Origin of the sequence: Siphonobacter sp. BAB-5385 (assembly GCF_002261125.1) — a bacterium.
GTDB lineage: Bacteria > Bacteroidota > Bacteroidia > Cytophagales > Spirosomataceae > Siphonobacter.
On record NZ_NMPS01000038.1, the window covers coordinates 22,437 to 38,592 of the forward strand.

The following is a 16,156-nucleotide window of genomic DNA, read 5'->3' on the forward strand; positions in this document are numbered from 1 at the left end:
ATCAAATACATAAATTTTAATTCATTTTCGCATACATTTGAATACAAAACATAATCAAATGTATGGAGGATTACCTGAAAGGTCGGGGTGCCCAGCTCAATACAGCCAATCGTTTTCTGAAACAACGTTACGAGGAAGAGCCCAGCGAAGTGCTGCAACCGTCACCTCAAACGCAGTTCATTCCGGAGACGCCTAAGAAAATCATCAGTACGTTCAACAGCCCGGATTTACCCATGGGCAAATCCATCAACCCTTACCAGGGCTGCGAACACGGTTGTATTTACTGTTACGCCCGCAATTCGCACGAGTATTGGGGCTACTCGGCGGGACTGGATTTTGAAACGAAGATTATGGTGAAGCGAAACGCTGCTCAATTGCTGGAAGAACAATTTCGAAAAGCAGCATGGGTACCCACGCCCATTGAACTTTCGGGCAATACGGATTGCTACCAACCTGCCGAACGCAAATTTGAGCTTACGCGAAGTTTGCTGAAGGTCTTCGCCAAATACCGTAATCCCGTGAGCATGATTACTAAAAATGCTCTGATCTTACGTGATCTGGATGTACTCTCCGAACTGGCTGCTCACCAACTCGTTCACGTTTACATTTCGATTACTACGCTTAATGAAGAGTTACGGCAGACCATGGAGCCGCGTACGGTTACGGCTCAAAAACGACTACAGGTCATTGAACGACTGACGGCGGCGGGTGTACCTGTGGGCGTGATGACCGCTCCCATCATTCCGGGCCTCAACGACCATGAAATTCCGAAGCTGATTGAAGCGGCCGCAAACGCCGGAGCCCTTACGGCGGCCCTGACCGTCGTTCGGCTGAATGGAGCGATTGGCGAGTTATTCGAGGACTGGATTCGGAAGACCTTCCCCGACCGGGCCGATAAAGTACTGAATCAGATTCGGGATTGTCACGGTGGGCAACTCAACGACAGTCGCTGGAACGTACGCATGATGGGCCAGGGTAAAATAGCCGAGCACATTCATCAACTTCACCGCATTTCGCGGCAACGGTACATGCCCAACCGCCAGATGCCTGCGTACGACCTAACGCAGTTTCGGCGGGAAGGTATGCAGATGAAGCTGTTTTGATATTTTGTTATTGGTTGTTAGTTATTTGTGGGTCTAGACACAAAAAAAGGCTACAAAACGATGTTTTGCAGCCTTCTGTGTATGCTTATCGAACAAGCTTATTTCGGAGTTACAACCAGATTAAGGTATGCACCATCCTGAACAGGAGAACCTAAGCTTTTTGCTTTGTCGATGATCTGTGCATCGATACCCGTAGGATTCTTCACGTTCAGTATATACTTGAACGTTGCTGTTTTATCAGTTACTGATTCAGCAGAGTATTTCAAGACAGCCCCTGAAGTAGAAGTCATCGTAATAGTCTTGTTGTCTGAAGCTAAGGCCCAGGTCCCCGTCGTGTTGGCACCGTCTAGATCGTTCCGCTGAAAAGTCCCATCAGATTTAAAGGTAACCGAAAATGAACCGAAGTCGTACAGATTTGCGGAACCCCCTCTAGCGTATATAGGAAGTTGTTTGATAACACTATTAACATCGTAGGCAACTACGCTTTGGCTTTGCCAAGTCTTAATCAGGGCTGCCTTCGTGTTATTCGTTCCCCCGTCATTCGTGTTGTCGTCGTCTTTTTTGCAACCAAAAATGAAGGCGGCTGATAAAGCCAGTAACATTAAGCTTTTTTTCATGAGATTGTTTGTGTTCGAAAGTCGTTCCGTTTCTGGCGGGTAAAACGACGGACTTCCTGGGTTTGTTTACAATGCGTTAATGGAGCTAAAAAACAGTACAAGGATGCGAGGGCAAACGCAGCAAACCGCCACGAATATAGCTTAACTTCTGATGTTCAGGGACGTATCGCACCTAAATTCTTTGTTTAGTGAGCCTCCAGCCAGTTTTGCCCTACGCCCATGCCTGTTTCCATTTTTACCGACAAGGGCAAGGCATGCACCATCAGCTCATTTACGTGCTCCCGCAGATAGTCGAGTTCGCTTTTATGAACGTCGAAAACCAATTCATCGTGTACGGTAAGGATCATTCGGGACTTTAATTTTTCCCGCCGAATAAAATCCTGCACTTTCACCATGGCGATTTTCATGATATCCGCCGCCGTTCCCTGAATTGGAGCGTTGATGGCGTTGCGTTCGGCGTAGCCCCGGTCGGTCTGGTTGCCCGAGTTAATATTCGGCAAATACCGCCGACGGCCCAGAATGGTTTCAGCGTAGCCCGTCTCGCGTACCTTGGCCATACTTTCGTCCATGTATTCCTTTACCGCCGGAAATTCCCGGAAATAGTTGTCAATCAATTCCTTGGCTTCAGTCCGGGACACTTCTACCTGTTGAGAAAGACCGAAGGCCGAAACGCCGTAGATGATCCCGAAATTGACCGTTTTCGCCTTACGTCGCATGTCGGCGGTGACTTCTTCTAACGGTACGTGGAAAACCTTGCTCGCCGTTGCCCGGTGTACGTCCAGGCCCTGATTAAAGGCTTCCGTCATACTGGCATCCCCCGAAAACGCCGCCATGATGCGTAATTCGATCTGCGAATAATCGGCGGACAAAATCACGTGATCTTCATCGCGGGCAATAAAGGCTTTCCGAATTTCCCGTCCGCGTGGCGTACGAATCGGAATGTTCTGCAAGTTTGGATTCGTGGACGACAGCCGGCCCGTAGCCGTTACGGCCTGGTTGAAACTGGTGTGCAGACGACCCGTACGCGGCGAAAGCAGGGCGGGCAGAGCATCCACGTAGGTGGATTTGAGTTTCTGTAATTCCCGGAAATCCAGAATCTTTCGTACGATTTCGTGCTTTGATTCCAGACCTAGCAATACGTCCTCCCCCGTCATATACTGACCCGTCTTGGTTTTCTTCGCTTTGGGATCGAGATGCAGTTTTTCGAATAAAATCTCTCCCAGCTGTTTCGGGGAAGCGATATTGAATTCCTGTCCGGCCAGTTCCCAGGCCCGCTGTTGCGTATCCCGCAAATCCACGTCGAGTTGCTGGGAAAGCTCTTTCAGAAAACCGACGTCGAGTCGTACGCCTTCGGCTTCCACTTCAGCCAGTACGCGGGCCAGCGGCATTTCCACCGTTTCAAAGAGCGAAACCAGCTTCGGATTTTGCTGGAGTACGGGGTTGAGTACCTCCTTGAGTTGCAGGGTAATATCGGCATCCTCAGCGGCATACTCCTTGATTTTCTCCATATCCACGTCCCGCATATTGCCCTGATTCTTGCCTTTTTTACCAATCAGTTCTTCGATGGCTACGGGCGTGTAATTCAAATACGTTTCGGCCAGAATATCCATGTTGTGCCGTTTTTCGGGCTCAATCAGGTAATGGGCCAGCATGGTATCGTAGAGTTTTCCTTTGACTTCCACGCCGTAGTTGGCCAGAACCGTCAGATCGTATTTGATGTTCTGAGCGATTTTTTCGACGGCTTCATTTTCGAATACGGAACGAAAATCTTCCAGGATGACGAGAGCTTCTTCCCGGTTGTCCGGAACGGGTACGTAGAAAGCTTCGCCCACCCGGTACGAAAAAGACATCCCGATCAGATCCGCTTCAATGGCTGACAGGGCCGTTGTTTCCGTATCGAAACAGATGGCATCCTGCAGATTGAGGTAATGAGCCAAAGATTTCCGCAGTTCCGGGGTATCGATTAACTGGTAATCGTGAACGGTATCATGCACTGTCCGACGAACCGTAGTGGTCTCCCACTGCCCCGCTACTTCCGACGTAGCTACGGCGGCTACCGGAGCGGCTCCGAACAAATCCATCTGAGCCGTTGGGGCTTTGGATTTGGCCGTTTTTGGGGTCTCGGCGGGTGCCGGTTCTTCGCCCAGCAAGCGTTTGCGAAGCGTACGGAATTCCAGTTCATCAAGTAAGGCTGACAGCGCTTCGCGGTTGGGCTCGCAGAGTTCCAGAGCTTTTTCATCGAATTCAATCGGCACATTCTGCTCAATCAGGGCCAGTTCTTTGGACAGAAGTCCCTGCTCGGCGAACGCACGGACGTTTTCCGCCATTTTGCCCTTCAACTGGTCTACGTTGGCAATCAGGTTTTCGACTGAACCGTATTCAGCGATCAGTTTCACCGCCGTTTTTTCGCCAATCCCGGGGATACCGGGAATATTATCGACGGCATCGCCCATCAGTCCCAGCAAATCCACGACCTGATCGACATTACTAATGCCCCAGCGTTCGCAAACCTCTTTGGGACCCATGATCTCCACGTCCTTCCCCATAAAAGCGGGCTTATAGAGCTTCACGTGTTCCTCTACCAGTTGTCCGTAATCTTTGTCGGGGGTCATCATGTATACCTCGTATCCACCCACTGCGGAAGCCTTTTTGGCCAGCGTACCAATGATGTCGTCGGCTTCGTAGCCTTCCATAATCAGTACCGGAATGCACAGAGCTTCGCACAATCGTTTGACGTACGGAATGGCAATCGTAATATCTTCGGGTTGCTGTTGCCGCTGAGCCTTGTATGCCTCAAAACGTGTATGGCGGAAGGTGGGCTTCGCCGTATCAAAAGCCACCCCCAAATGCGAGGGATTTTCTTTGCGTAATACCTCGAGAAGCGTATTTGTAAAACCAAAAACAGCACTGGTATTCAGTCCGGTAGACGTAATACGGGGCGTTTTGGCAAAAGCGAAGTGAGCCCGGTAAATGAGGGCCATCGCGTCCAGGAGAAATAGTTTTTTCATGCAACCGCTGCGTTTCTTGCCCGCAAGTTAACGCTTCGTGGCAGGCTTTCGTCACTGGTACGATTATTGCGAAAGAGGAATTTTCGTTAGATTGGATGATTGTTTCAGCCTCATCCGTTTACCTATGTTTTGCACCATGGAAAAACCGTATCAGATCCTGGCCATTTCGGGCAGCCTGCGGGCCGCCTCGACCAATACACAAATTTTAGAGAAAATTTCCCAGTGGGTACCTGATACCGTTTCGTGGCAGATCTACGAAGAGCTGGCTCAAATTCCTCCCTTTGATCCGGATTATACAGAATATCCGGCGGCCGTCGAACAGTTCCGTACGCAGTTGCTGGCGGCAGATGCACTCGTCTTTTGTTCTCCGGAATACGTATTCGGCGTACCGGGAGTTTTGAAAACCTGCTGGACTGGACCTCGGCGTTCTCTTCCGGCGAATGGCATGAAAAACCTACGGCGGTGATTACGGCTTCGATACTGGGTGAAAAAGCCCACGAATCGTTGCGACTCACTTTAGGCATCCTGGGAGCCCGTATTCTGGAAAACACCAGTTTACTCATTTCGCACGCCCGTACCAAGATGGATAAGCCGGAAACCGAAGCCGATCTGAAAGCCGTCTTGAATGCTCTGCTCCAGGAACTCACGGAAAAACCCGTCTTACAGTAAGTTTTCAATGGCATACAAAAAGCCCCAACGAATGGCATTCGTTGGGGCTTTTCTATTTTCTTGCTCGTTAGTTCACTTTCTGGATGGGAGGCAGCTTGGACTCGTCGAATTTGATCGCTCCGCAGGACCCGCAACCTTTGGCACAACCGCCGGTTTTTCGCAGGCTGAACTGCTTTCTGAACTGATTCCCCAGGTACGCCAGGGCACCGACGAATAACATTCCGATGACGAGTGTTTCCATGCTTTCTTCTGTCTTTGGGCCTATAACGTTCAAGTCAAACCTTTTTGTTCGGACTAAGCCATACTTTCGCTAATCATGTCAATCAATTCCTGATGAATGCGGCCGTTGGAACTGATGATTTCGCCGCCAAAGAGGTAGTTTTCTTCGCCTTTGAAATCAGTAACCGTACCACCGGCTTCCTGTACCAGCAAGATACCAGCCGCAATATCCCAGCTATTGATGTTGTATTCAAAATAACCTTCAAACCAGCCCCGGGCCGTATACGCCAGATCAAGAGCAGCCGAGCCGATTCGACGGAACCCGTGCGATTCTTTCGTAATCCGCAGAATCATGTTCATGTACGCTTCGGTCTTCTGATTCTGACGACTCGGGAAACCACAGGCCAGCAGGCTGCTCTGCACCCGGTCTACTTTGGATACTGACAGGCGTTCTTTGTTCATCCAGGCTCCGCCGTCTTTCCAGGTATAAAACATTTCATCCCGAAAAGGCTCGTAAATGATGCCCGCTACGGGTTTGCCACCCTGCAACAGTCCAATGCTGGTACAGAATTGCGGATAGGCGTGCAGAAAGTTCGTCGTGCCATCCAAGGGGTCAATGACCCATACAAATTCCTGATCGGTGGCCTGCTCTACTGTCCCTTCTTCGGTAATAAAACCCGAGCCGGGCAGCAAGCCCGAAAGTCCTTCCACCAGCCGACTTTCCGTTTCCTTATCGACGTACGAAACGAGATTGAAATTTTCGCCGTATTTATGCTCGATTTTTGTGGGATCGAAGTGTTTGAGTTCCGCCAGCATAAATTCACCGGCAGCTTTCGCCAATTGGGTTACTTCGAGGGTAATTTTCTCAAAACTCATGCGGTCTTTTGGTTTAGCTATGGGAGCAACGCAAGTATGGCGGTTTGCGTTTAGGTGCCCGTTGGCAAAGTAACACTTATTCGTACGAACATTTTCGCTGAAAGAAAGCATTTCTTTGCGTCAAACCGGCTTTTCCGCCGTGGTCAACTGGATAGGGCATTATTTTTTTAACGCCTCCTACATTTGCAATCAGCATTTCACCCCTTCAATGTATGGCTTCTATTTACACCCCCAAACAGCAGCGTTACCTGCTCGTTTTCAGCCTTGTGGTCATTACGGGCTTTATTATCGCCGGTCTACGACAATATATTACGGCTTTTTTCGGAGCTGGTATTCTGTATGTCATTTTCCGCCCCTGGTTTACGACCCTTGTTCATAAAAAGAACTTCAATCGGACGCTCGTTACGATTGGCTTGCTACTGTTTTCCATCATTGTCATCATTATTCCTTTTCTGGTATTAAGCCTGCTGTTGATTGGCCGGGTTCGCTATTACAGTCAGAATTACCAGGATATTCTCAAGCTGGTAAAACGACTGGAAGACCTGACGGGCTTTTCCATTACGGATGAAGACAATATTCAGTCGCTTATTCAGCAGGGAGCCAGCTGGGCCAGTCAACAGTTTCCTTCTATTATCGGCGGTACCCTCGACGTACTGATCATTCTGGGTTTGCTGTTTTTCACGATGTACTATATGTTCAAGCAGGAAGAGCAATTCCTGGGTGGACTGCGGCGATACCTGCCTTTCGACGACGATACCGACGATGAACTCGGGGAAAGTCTGAAAAATATGGTGAACGCCAATATTCTGGGTCAGGGTCTGATTTCTTTGATTCAGGGGGTATTGACGGGACTTACCCTTTGGGTTTTCGATATTCCGGACGCGGCGTTCTGGGGTACAGTTTCGTTCTTTCTGAGTTTCATTCCCGTATTGGGCACTCCGCTGGTCTGGGGTCCGGCCGGTTTAATCGCCATTTCCCAGGGAAATACGGGGCAGGGCGTCGGTATTCTGCTCGTTGGGGTTATTGTTTTAACCAATGTCGATAACGTCCTGCGGATTGTTCTGGCTAAACGCATGGGCGATGTGCACCCCCTGATTACGCTGGCGGGGGTAGTACTCGGCGTTCCCTTGTTCGGTATCCTGGGTCTGGTCATTGGTCCGTTACTTATTGCCTACCTGATCGTACTTTTCAAGGTGTTCGAACGAACCAATAAGCAGTTGATCAAAGAAGAAAAGCGGGAAAATAAAATCATCCAGCAGCAGGCTACCCTCGAACAGCCCGATACGCCCATCATTCCCGATCATAAACTTTTGTAAGTATAGCAGCAGTCACCTCCCGTGATGATCGGCCCGGTGACTGCTGTTTTTTCTATCCTTCCCTAACTACCGCATGAAACCATTTCTTGTCTTACTATCCTTTACTTTGATTACCCTTATTGGCGTGTGGCTCTCGTCGGGAGCCTGGCATTTGCGTTTTGCGGCTAATGTGGGTATGAGTGTCATGTTACTATTCACGGCTCTGGGCCACTTCGTCTTCTGGAAAGGCATGTCCCTGATGTTGCCTCCGTTTATTCCCTTTCGAAAAGTTATTGTCTGGGCCACGGGGGTTCTGGAAATAGCCGCCGCCATGGGTTTGCTCTTCCCTACCTTTCGCCATACGACGGCCGTTTGGCTCATTATTTTCTTTATCCTGATTTTTCCGGCCAATGTGTACGCAGCCCTGCAACGCGTGGATTACCAACGAGCAACCTACACCGGGCCCGGTACGGACTATCTCTGGTTACGGACAGGTTTACAGTTTTTCTTCATCGTCTGGGTCTGGTTTTTCAGTTGGTAGCCGTTCTCGAATGAAGTCGATCCATAAGGCTACGATCCAGTATTCATGAAAAAGAGACGCGATTTACAGGTCGCGTCTCTTTTTCATTATTTAGCCTTCCATTCCAGGGAAAGATTCGGTAGTTGTAAATCCCGGTGCGGCGTGGGTGGCTCGTGTAATTGCCAGCTTAGCGTATTACTCGGTTCGAGTTTTATCCGCTGGAGTCGTTTGCGGTACATGACCTGCGGAACCTGATCGCTGATCAGAACGGGTACCTGATCGTGGTAGCGGTTGTAGAGTTTAACCAGCAACTGGTTGGTTCCAGGCCGTACTTTCAGGAGTACCACGTCCCGCGTCGAATCCGTTTTCTCAGGGTTGTTGTGCAGTAACAGCGGTTGTCCGTTCAGCCAGACCCCTACGGCATCCCCACTTCTGATGTCTACCAGTACGGGCTGAGCTTTATCTGCCGTAATTTCCTGCAGTACAAACCAGCTTTGGGAAGGCTGAGCGGGTAGCTGATGAGTTTCGCCTTTCTTCCAATCCGTCGCCTGCCAGGGTTTTCCACTGGCGAGCCAGCTTCTGGAAGGATCAATGGGAATGACGCTCGTCCAGCCAATGCCAGTATTAGCAACCTGATTCAGATAGAGGGGTCCCCAGGTCAGCTTGCCCGTCTGCGGAATGGGTACTTCTTCCGCTTCATCCAGAATGACGGGTTGCGATTCACCATTGACCTGCAAATCAATACTACGGCCTTTTTCTTCCTCGGTGAATACTACTGTGGGCGTTATTGAAGTGGCCTTGGGTAATTCGATCTGCCAGGAATCTTTCACGACCGTTCGGTAATACGTGTTATAATCGACGCCGCCTATGCTGTAGTGATGTTCGGCATTATCGTGCTGGAGTACTACCGTTTTCTGCGTTGGATCTACCGTCAGTACGCGGGCAGGCGGTACGCTGTAGCCGTTCGCAAATTCCAGCATAAGTACCGGAACGTCTTTCACCGATTTGATTTCTGCTGGTAACATGATTTGAATATTGTTCCCCATTCGCTTGTACGAAGCCGTTTGTTGCGGTTGTCCCAGTACGTGAATGATCTTGACGGCTCCGGTGACATTAGGCAGCGTAATGGTACGGCTGGCGGGCATTTGCAGCAGCGACAGGTACAGTTTATTCGTTCCCGAAGCCGTTACCTCCCCCCATTTGAAGGGCGTAGGAAAGGGATCGGGACTGGTGCCGTATACGGCTTCTCCGTTCTGCCGGAGCCATTTACCGATCTTAAGTAATACGTCCCGTTCAAATTCCACGACGGTGCCATCGCCCCGTGGACCGATGTTCAGCAGATAATTTCCACCGCGACTGACTACTTTCAGTAAACTAGCCAGTTTTTCTCGGGCCTTATCCTCCACCGAACCGTGTTCCTGCCAGGAGCGGTACCCCCAGGTTTCGTCGTAGATGGAAGCAGGGGTTTGCCAGGGCGTAGCGATTTTGTAGTTGGGATATTCATTGTCACCCATGACACAGAAATCACCCGCCTCGTTGCCCAGTCGTCCGCTAACCATACAATTGGGTTGCAATTGGTGAACCAGCTCCCGGAGCTCGCGACTTTGCTGGGGCGTTTGCGAACCCATGTCAAACCAGAGTTCGGAAATGGGTCCGTAATTGGTGAGCAGTTCGCGAATCTGATTTTTGTTGTATGCGTGGTGAGCCGCCGGAATCGGATCGGAATTACTACTGGAAATGGGGTACGCCGCCGGAAAATGCCAGTCGATGACCGAGAAATACAGTCCGAATTTAAGTCCGTTCCGCTGACAGGCCTCGGCCATTTCTTTCACGACATCGCGGTGATAGGGGGTGGCATCCACCATATTGAATTTCGTGTAGGCCGATTTGAACAGGCAAAAGCCGTCGTGGTGCTTCGAGGTCAGTACGATGGAACGCATGCCCGCCGCTTTCGCCAGCAGGGCTACCGAATCCGGATTCCAGAGTTTAGGGTCGAACGTTTTGGCGACGTTCTCGTACGTATCGCTATACAGACCCGCGGCGTGAGCCCGAATTTGCTCGCTATACCCTCTGGACACGGGCTTGCCTTCCCATACGCCGCCTAAAACGGAGTACACCCCCCAGTGAATGAATAGGGAGTACTTGTCGTTCTTCCAGGTTTCCAGGGCTTTAGAGGACTGCTGAGCTAAACTGGCAAGCGTGGTACAAAAGAAAATGAGTAGTAGGTACAATCGTTTCATACAGACCGGTTGAAGGGGTTAACGTTTCTCTAGCAATAATCGAAAGGTCAGATCATTGTTTTGATTAGGCCGTGAATTACTGATTTATTTCCGGGGATTGGAATATTTCTTTTCGCGTCTGCTACTCGCTTTATCCTACTAAGAGCAGTCTTTTTAATCGTGATTATGAAACTGATTCGCGTACTTCTATTTCTGTTTCTCCTGGTATCTTTTGCTTCATTGACTGTCGCTCAGTCGGTTGAATATCCGTATCCGGTTCAATATATCAACCTCCATCAGGAACAGAAAACGTTTCGTATGGCCTACATGGACGTACCGCCTGTGGGCAAAATGAACGCTAAGACGGCCCTACTTTTTCACGGAAAGAACTTCAACGGCGTGTACTGGCGGGATGTTATTGCTTTTCTGCGAAAAGCTGGCTATCGGGTAATCGTACCCGATCAGGTAGGTTGGGGCAAATCCGATTTCCCGGACCTGCATTACAGTTTCCATGCTTTAGCCACTCACAACAAACGACTACTGGATTCGCTCGGTATTGATCAAGTCACCCTGATTGCTCACTCGATGGGCGGCATGCTGGCGACGCGGTTTACACTGATGTACCCGGAAACAGTCCGCGAACTGATTCTGGAAAATCCAATCGGACTGGAAGACTACCGAACGATCGTCCCTTACCTACCCCTCGACGAAGCTTACCAGAACGAACTTGCCGCCACCTACGAATCCTACAAAAAGTACCAGCAGAGCTATTATCCGCAGTGGAAACCCGCGTACGAAGAATGGGTACAGGTGCAGGCCGCCGCTTTGAAAGACCCGCGATTCAAACAGATTGCCTGGGTCAATGCCCTCACCTATCAGATGATTTACGAACAGCCGGTTTGTTATGAATTCAAAAATATCCGCGTACCGACCTTACTGATTATTGGTCAGGAAGACCGCACCATCGTAGGCAAGAATCGGGTACCCAAAGATCGGGTGAATCAGTATGGTCAGTACCCGGCCTTGGGAAAGCGTACGCAGCAGCAAATACCGGGCAGCAAGCTCGTAGCTCTGCCCGGCGTAGGACATATTCCGCACGTACAGGATTTGGAAGCGTATCGAAAGGCTGTATTAGACTTTGCGAAGTAAACGAGAGGTGATACACCATCCAGCAACGCCACCCCTATTACAAATAATCTAAAAACCCCGGAGGGGTTTCATGTGCATAGCCCGGGATGCAATCCCGGGGCCAAATTTTTCCTGGGATTGCATCCCAGGCTATTCAGGTTGAACCCCTCCGGGGTTATTAGGATTTTCGCTACGAGAAGGGCTTTAATCTTTTTTAGTGGCTGGATCGAACACCATTCCTGTACATAAGCAGTAGCGTCCTTCCGTCCGATCCAGAATATCGTGGTTCTTGCAAGCCTGACATCCTTTCCAGAAGCGACCATCGTGGGGCAAAGCCTCGAAGGCTACGGGTTGAAAGCCCAGTCGGGTATTTACTTTCATAACCGCTGTTCCGGTAGTAATTCCAAAGATTTTAGCCTGCGGAAATAGTTTTCGGCATAATCGAAACAGCTTCCGTTTGAGTTTTTCGGCCAGTTTCATGCCCCGAAATTCCGGAGCGACGATGAGACCGGAATTGGAAACGAACTTACCCTCTTCGTACACATCCCAGTAACAGAAACCGGCCCAGGTGCCATCGGCGTACGTCGCTACGATGCCTTCGTGTTCCTGCATTTTGGTCCTTATGTACTCCGGCGAACGTTCGCCGATCCCCGTACCCCGAGCCTCGGCACTTTCCTTCATGGCGATACAGATTGTGTCGGCGAAGGCGACGTGTCGGGCCGAGGCTACTTCAATTTTAAACGCTTCTTTCATGACCTTAGGGCAGCGAATTGGAAATCTGTCGAATGTATTCACTACGTAATTGTAAGGGCATGAGGTGAATGAGCACTTCCGCACTTTCATCGTGCCGATCCAGCAATGAGGCCAGACTGTATACGTAATTGGCACAAACCGCGTTTCTAATCTGATGGCTCCCGTCAGCAAGCAGTTCGTCCGCGGCTACAAAACAATGTTTGACGGCGATAAAATCGTGGTGGTCCGCAAATCGATGCGTCAGCTCGCTCAGCAGAGCCATCACTTTACAGGGGCCTAGTTCGGGCGAAATCCTCGCCAGATCGCCCTGAGCTTCGGGTACCCGGGTCCGCACCAGCGGAACCACATCGGCATTGCGTATTTCCATACTTCAGGTAAGTTTTTGCCTTTCTGGATACCAAACCAATGCCAGCCGATCAGCCTTTTCCCGAAACAGCTGATCGTCAGTCAATTATTAAAAGGAGTACTACCTTCGCCTTTCCACTTTGATAGGATGAAATTTTCAAAATGAAAAAAAAGCGTGGCTCGACCTCCCAATCGTGGCTACTTTTGAAGTTTGTACGTAACGTCTCATTCCCGTGAAAAAACTCTTTGCTCTGCTCTGCCTGTTCAGTTCCGCTCCGCTCTTTGCCCAGGAATATTTACCTTCCGTAGATCGTATTTCCAAACATATTCACACGCTGGCTTCCGACCAGATGAAAGGCCGCGGTACGGGTAGTAAGGAAAATGATAAAGCCGCCCAGTACATTACCAAAGAATTTCGCAAACTCGGTCTACTACCGATGGGTTCCGAAGGCTACTGGCAGCCCTTTACGGCTAAAGTGAAGCGGGTCGTTGTAACGGACAGCCTGAGAAAAGCGAAAAACGTAATCGGGTTTCTGAACAATCGGGCTCCACATACCATTGTCATTGGTGCTCATTACGATCACCTCGGTATGGGTCGTCAGGGTAGCTCGCTGGAAAAAAATCCCGAAGGAAAAATTCATAATGGAGCCGACGATAACGCCTCGGGTGTAGCGGGCTTACTGGAACTGGCCCGGTACTACACTCAGAATGGGGTGAAAGAAGAATACAACTTTTTATTCATTGCTTTCGGGGCTGAAGAACTGGGCTTGCAAGGTTCCCGCCATTTTCTGGCTAACCCAACCGTACCGCTGGATCAACTCAATTTCATGGTTTGCATGGACATGATTGGTCGGTACAACCCCGATCGTGGCGTGGGCGTTGGTGGCGTTGGTACGAGCGATACCTGGGCCAAAGTATTCGAAGGGGTGGAAGCTTCGGTAAAGTTCTTTACGGATCGGGCAGGTAATGGCGGATCGGATAATGCCGCGTTTTACGCCAAACAAATTCCCGTTTTGTTCTTCCACACGGGTGGCCACGATGATTATCACAAACCCACAGACGACGTAGAAAAAATCGATTTCAAGTCCGAAGTAGGTATTCTTAATCTGGAAATAAAGATCATTGACAACGCTTTGAAGCAACCGAAGATGAGCTTCACGCCCGTTAGTTAGTTTATTAGTTTAGTTGTTGGTTGTTTGTTATTAGTGGTTGTTGATTGTCGTTGGTTTATAGCCGATGGCGTAGGCCAAAACATCAAAGTTGTTGGGTGTTAGTATTCAGTTATTAGCTTGTACCTAAGAACTTCTTTGACCAAAAACATCAACTAACCACCAACAACCATTAACCAACAACTATCCCCCGGTAGTACGCCGGATGGTTTGTTCAATTTCGTCCCATCCTTCATCCGGAATCATTTCCAGAGCACTAAACTGCCCGGCCCCTTTCAGCCACTCGCCGCCATCGATCGTAAAATCCTGTCCGGTGATGTAGGCCGAATAGTCCGACATCAGGTAAGCGGCCAGATTCGCCAGCTCCTGATGCTCACCAACTCGTCCCAGGGGTACCCGACTTTCCGGTTTGAGTAAGTCAGCAACGGGTTCAGGTACGAGTCGGTCCCAGGCTCCTTTGGTGGGAAAAGGTCCGGGAGCGATGTTGTTAAGTCGGATCCCATGCCGGGCCCACTCCACCGCCAGCGAACGCGTCAGGATACGCACCCCCGCCTTGGATACGGCTGAGGGAACGGTATAGCCCGTACCCGTAAAGGCGTAGCTGGTGATGATACTCAGGATGGTTCCCGGCTGCTTTTGCTCGATCCAGTGCTTACCCGCCGCCAGCGTAAAATTCACCGAACCCTGTAGAACAATGCCGATAACGGTTTCGAAGGCTTTGGCACTTAACCGTTCGGTTGGACTAATGAAATTACCCGCCGCGTTGTTGACGAGTCCATCAAGACGGCCAAAGCGTTCGAGCGTTTTCGAGAGTACGTTTTCGATTTGATCATACTGCCGAACATCGCAGGGTACGGCAAGTACCTGTCCGCCGGTAGTTTCCATCAACTCCCGGGCCGTAGCTTCGATCACGGCCTGTTTGCGGGAACAAATCGTAACATTCGCTCCCAGCCTTAGAAACTCCCGAACCATGGATTTGCCCAGGCCGGTACCACCGCCCGTTACCAGAATGGTTTTGCCCGTTAATGTTCCTGGGGTAAGCATGGGCTGGGTATAGAGATGCATAGGTTTAGTATTACGTTCTTTGTTCGTATTGAAGGCAGGCAGGACCCTGCCGAATGGTAGGTACAAGTTTGGAAACTTGCACCAGTCGCCCTTTTTTAATCGAGCCCTTAACCCAGAAGGGGTTTCCTGTCATTAGTCACGTATCCAGTGGGGGGAATCTAAACAAAACTTCCCGAAAACCGGAAGCTTTCGGGAAGATACATAAACGCCTGAAACTATTCTGAATCAATACTTCATTGGCAGGTGAATTTCGGCAATCATGCAGCGGGCCGAGCCACCCCCGTTGCCTTCAATGATGCTTAAGTCGGTATGTAAAATCTGGCAGTAGTCATCCAGCGAATCAATTTGCCGGGCGGTCAGACTTTCGTAGGCCTTCGTAGACATCATCAGCACCTGTTCGCCTTTGTTCGTGCGTACCTGCAGCATATTCCCCGCAAAGTGTTTCATCTGTTCCAGCGAGATTTCAACCACCTGCCGACCCGAGGTTTCGAGCGAACTCCGCACCATAAACTTCTCGTCCGGATCCGGAATGGCGTCCAGACAAACGACGGCGAACAGATCCCCAATGCACATGAGGACGTTGGTATGATAAATGGGCCGCCCCATTTCATCTTCCGCATTGAACTTGACCACCTCGTAGTTCATTTGTAGAGCAAAGGCATCGAGTACTTCTTCGTGCGTCCGGGGCGAGAGGCAGGCGTACGCAATTTTGTACTTGCGGTCCAGCACCATCGAACCCGTTCCTTCCAGAAACTTCCCTTCGTTTTCAAACGCCGTCAGGTCCACGCGACGATTGATGTAAAACTGCTCTTCGATTTTACGCAGAATATCTTCCCGGCGTTCGAGTCGACGGTTTTCCGCCTGCATGGGATACGTAATGACCGTTCCGTTGAAGTGAAAACTGACCCAGTTGTTCGGGAAAATAGAGTCGGGTGTATGCGGCTCCTCTGTATCATCAATTACCAGTACGTTCATTCCTTTGGCCCGCAGCAGCCGTACCATTTCATCGAATTCTTCGAGGGCTTTAGTCTGAGCAATAGCCTTGGTCTGATCGGCTACGCTTAGGCTCTGAAAGGCGTTAGACGAGGCCGTCTGTTCGTTGAACCCGAAGCGTACGGGCCGGATCATTAATAAATTAGAGGTGGACTGTGTTCTCATGGTTTGCGTTTG

Annotated in this window: 16 protein-coding genes; 7 read left to right on the forward strand and 9 right to left on the reverse strand. The window is 50.0% G+C overall.

From position 1 onward, the window contains the following. The first annotated feature begins 62 nt into the window (after window positions 1–62). Window positions 63–1,103, forward strand: coding sequence for a PA0069 family radical SAM protein (locus BWI93_RS03305; protein ID WP_094808742.1), 1,041 nt, complete (start codon window positions 63–65; stop codon window positions 1,101–1,103). 98 nt (window positions 1,104–1,201) lie between these two features. Here BWI93_RS03305 and BWI93_RS03310 read toward each other — a convergent pair whose 3' ends face one another. Beyond that, a complete protein-coding gene (locus BWI93_RS03310; RefSeq protein ID WP_094808743.1) occupies window positions 1,202–1,720 on the reverse strand; it encodes a hypothetical protein in 519 nt (172 codons plus the stop codon). A 185-nt stretch (window positions 1,721–1,905) separates the two neighbouring features. Then, window positions 1,906–4,728 (reverse strand): DNA polymerase I, encoded by a 2,823-nt coding sequence (polA, locus tag BWI93_RS03315; protein ID WP_094808744.1) that lies wholly within the window; start codon window positions 4,726–4,728, stop codon window positions 1,906–1,908. Between the two features lie 136 nt (window positions 4,729–4,864). On the opposite strand from polA, the gene BWI93_RS03320 reads away from it, so the two are divergent. After that, on the forward strand, window positions 4,865–5,194 hold the full coding sequence (locus BWI93_RS03320; RefSeq protein WP_176454116.1) for an NADPH-dependent FMN reductase: 330 nt from the start codon (window positions 4,865–4,867) through the stop codon (window positions 5,192–5,194). Then, window positions 5,191–5,397: a hypothetical protein gene (locus BWI93_RS03325; RefSeq protein ID WP_094808746.1), complete on the forward strand. Its 207-nt coding sequence runs from the start codon at window positions 5,191–5,193 to the stop codon at window positions 5,395–5,397. Before BWI93_RS03320 ends, BWI93_RS03325 begins: the two co-directional genes overlap by 4 nt. Window positions 5,398–5,464: 67 nt before the next feature. Here BWI93_RS03325 and BWI93_RS27385 read toward each other — a convergent pair whose 3' ends face one another. Continuing rightward, window positions 5,465–5,638 carry a FeoB-associated Cys-rich membrane protein gene (locus tag BWI93_RS27385; RefSeq protein ID WP_104712415.1) on the reverse strand — a complete coding sequence of 58 codons (174 nt, stop codon included), beginning with the start codon at window positions 5,636–5,638 and terminating at the stop codon, window positions 5,465–5,467. Between the two features lie 53 nt (window positions 5,639–5,691). Next, the gene (locus BWI93_RS03330; protein ID WP_094808747.1) at window positions 5,692–6,492 is read right to left on the reverse strand and encodes an inositol monophosphatase family protein; all 801 of its coding nucleotides are present in this window, start codon (window positions 6,490–6,492) and stop codon (window positions 5,692–5,694) included. 212 nt (window positions 6,493–6,704) lie between these two features. Between BWI93_RS03330 and BWI93_RS03335 the strand changes: the two genes are divergently transcribed. Together BWI93_RS03335 and BWI93_RS03340 are read left to right on the forward strand one after the other, a co-directional pair. After that, window positions 6,705–7,808, forward strand: coding sequence for an AI-2E family transporter (locus tag BWI93_RS03335; protein ID WP_094808748.1), 1,104 nt, complete (start codon window positions 6,705–6,707; stop codon window positions 7,806–7,808). Window positions 7,809–7,881: 73 nt separating this feature from the next. Next, entirely contained in the window at window positions 7,882–8,328 is a 447-nt protein-coding gene (locus BWI93_RS03340; protein WP_094808749.1) for a hypothetical protein, read from the forward strand. Window positions 8,329–8,414: 86 nt separating this feature from the next. Here the strand turns inward: BWI93_RS03340 and BWI93_RS03345 are convergent, their stop codons facing one another. Continuing rightward, the gene (locus BWI93_RS03345; RefSeq protein ID WP_094808750.1) at window positions 8,415–10,547 is read right to left on the reverse strand and encodes an alpha-L-fucosidase; all 2,133 of its coding nucleotides are present in this window, start codon (window positions 10,545–10,547) and stop codon (window positions 8,415–8,417) included. Window positions 10,548–10,712: 165 nt separating this feature from the next. Here BWI93_RS03345 and BWI93_RS03350 point away from each other — a divergent pair, with 165 nt between their 5' ends. Then, entirely contained in the window at window positions 10,713–11,675 is a 963-nt protein-coding gene (locus BWI93_RS03350; RefSeq protein ID WP_094808751.1) for an alpha/beta fold hydrolase, read from the forward strand. A gap of 183 nt (window positions 11,676–11,858) precedes the next feature. Here the strand turns inward: BWI93_RS03350 and BWI93_RS03355 are convergent, their stop codons facing one another. Both BWI93_RS03355 and BWI93_RS03360 read right to left on the reverse strand, forming a co-directional pair. Then, entirely contained in the window at window positions 11,859–12,407 is a 549-nt protein-coding gene (locus BWI93_RS03355; protein WP_094808752.1) for a GNAT family N-acetyltransferase, read from the reverse strand. A gap of 4 nt (window positions 12,408–12,411) precedes the next feature. After that, on the reverse strand, window positions 12,412–12,774 hold the full coding sequence (locus BWI93_RS03360; RefSeq protein WP_094808753.1) for a hypothetical protein: 363 nt from the start codon (window positions 12,772–12,774) through the stop codon (window positions 12,412–12,414). Window positions 12,775–12,985: 211 nt separating this feature from the next. On the opposite strand from BWI93_RS03360, the gene BWI93_RS03365 reads away from it, so the two are divergent. Then, on the forward strand, window positions 12,986–13,924 hold the full coding sequence (locus BWI93_RS03365) for a M20/M25/M40 family metallo-hydrolase (protein WP_369679092.1): 939 nt from the start codon (window positions 12,986–12,988) through the stop codon (window positions 13,922–13,924). A gap of 180 nt (window positions 13,925–14,104) precedes the next feature. On the opposite strand, the gene BWI93_RS03370 is transcribed toward BWI93_RS03365, so the two are convergent. Both BWI93_RS03370 and ctlX read right to left on the reverse strand, forming a co-directional pair. Then, window positions 14,105–14,986, reverse strand: a complete 882-nt coding sequence (locus BWI93_RS03370) for an SDR family oxidoreductase (RefSeq protein ID WP_094808754.1) — start codon at window positions 14,984–14,986, stop codon at window positions 14,105–14,107. Window positions 14,987–15,211: 225 nt separating this feature from the next. Beyond that, window positions 15,212–16,144: a citrulline utilization hydrolase CtlX gene (ctlX, locus tag BWI93_RS03375; protein ID WP_094808755.1), complete on the reverse strand. Its 933-nt coding sequence runs from the start codon at window positions 16,142–16,144 to the stop codon at window positions 15,212–15,214. Window positions 16,145–16,156: the final 12 nt, after the last annotated feature.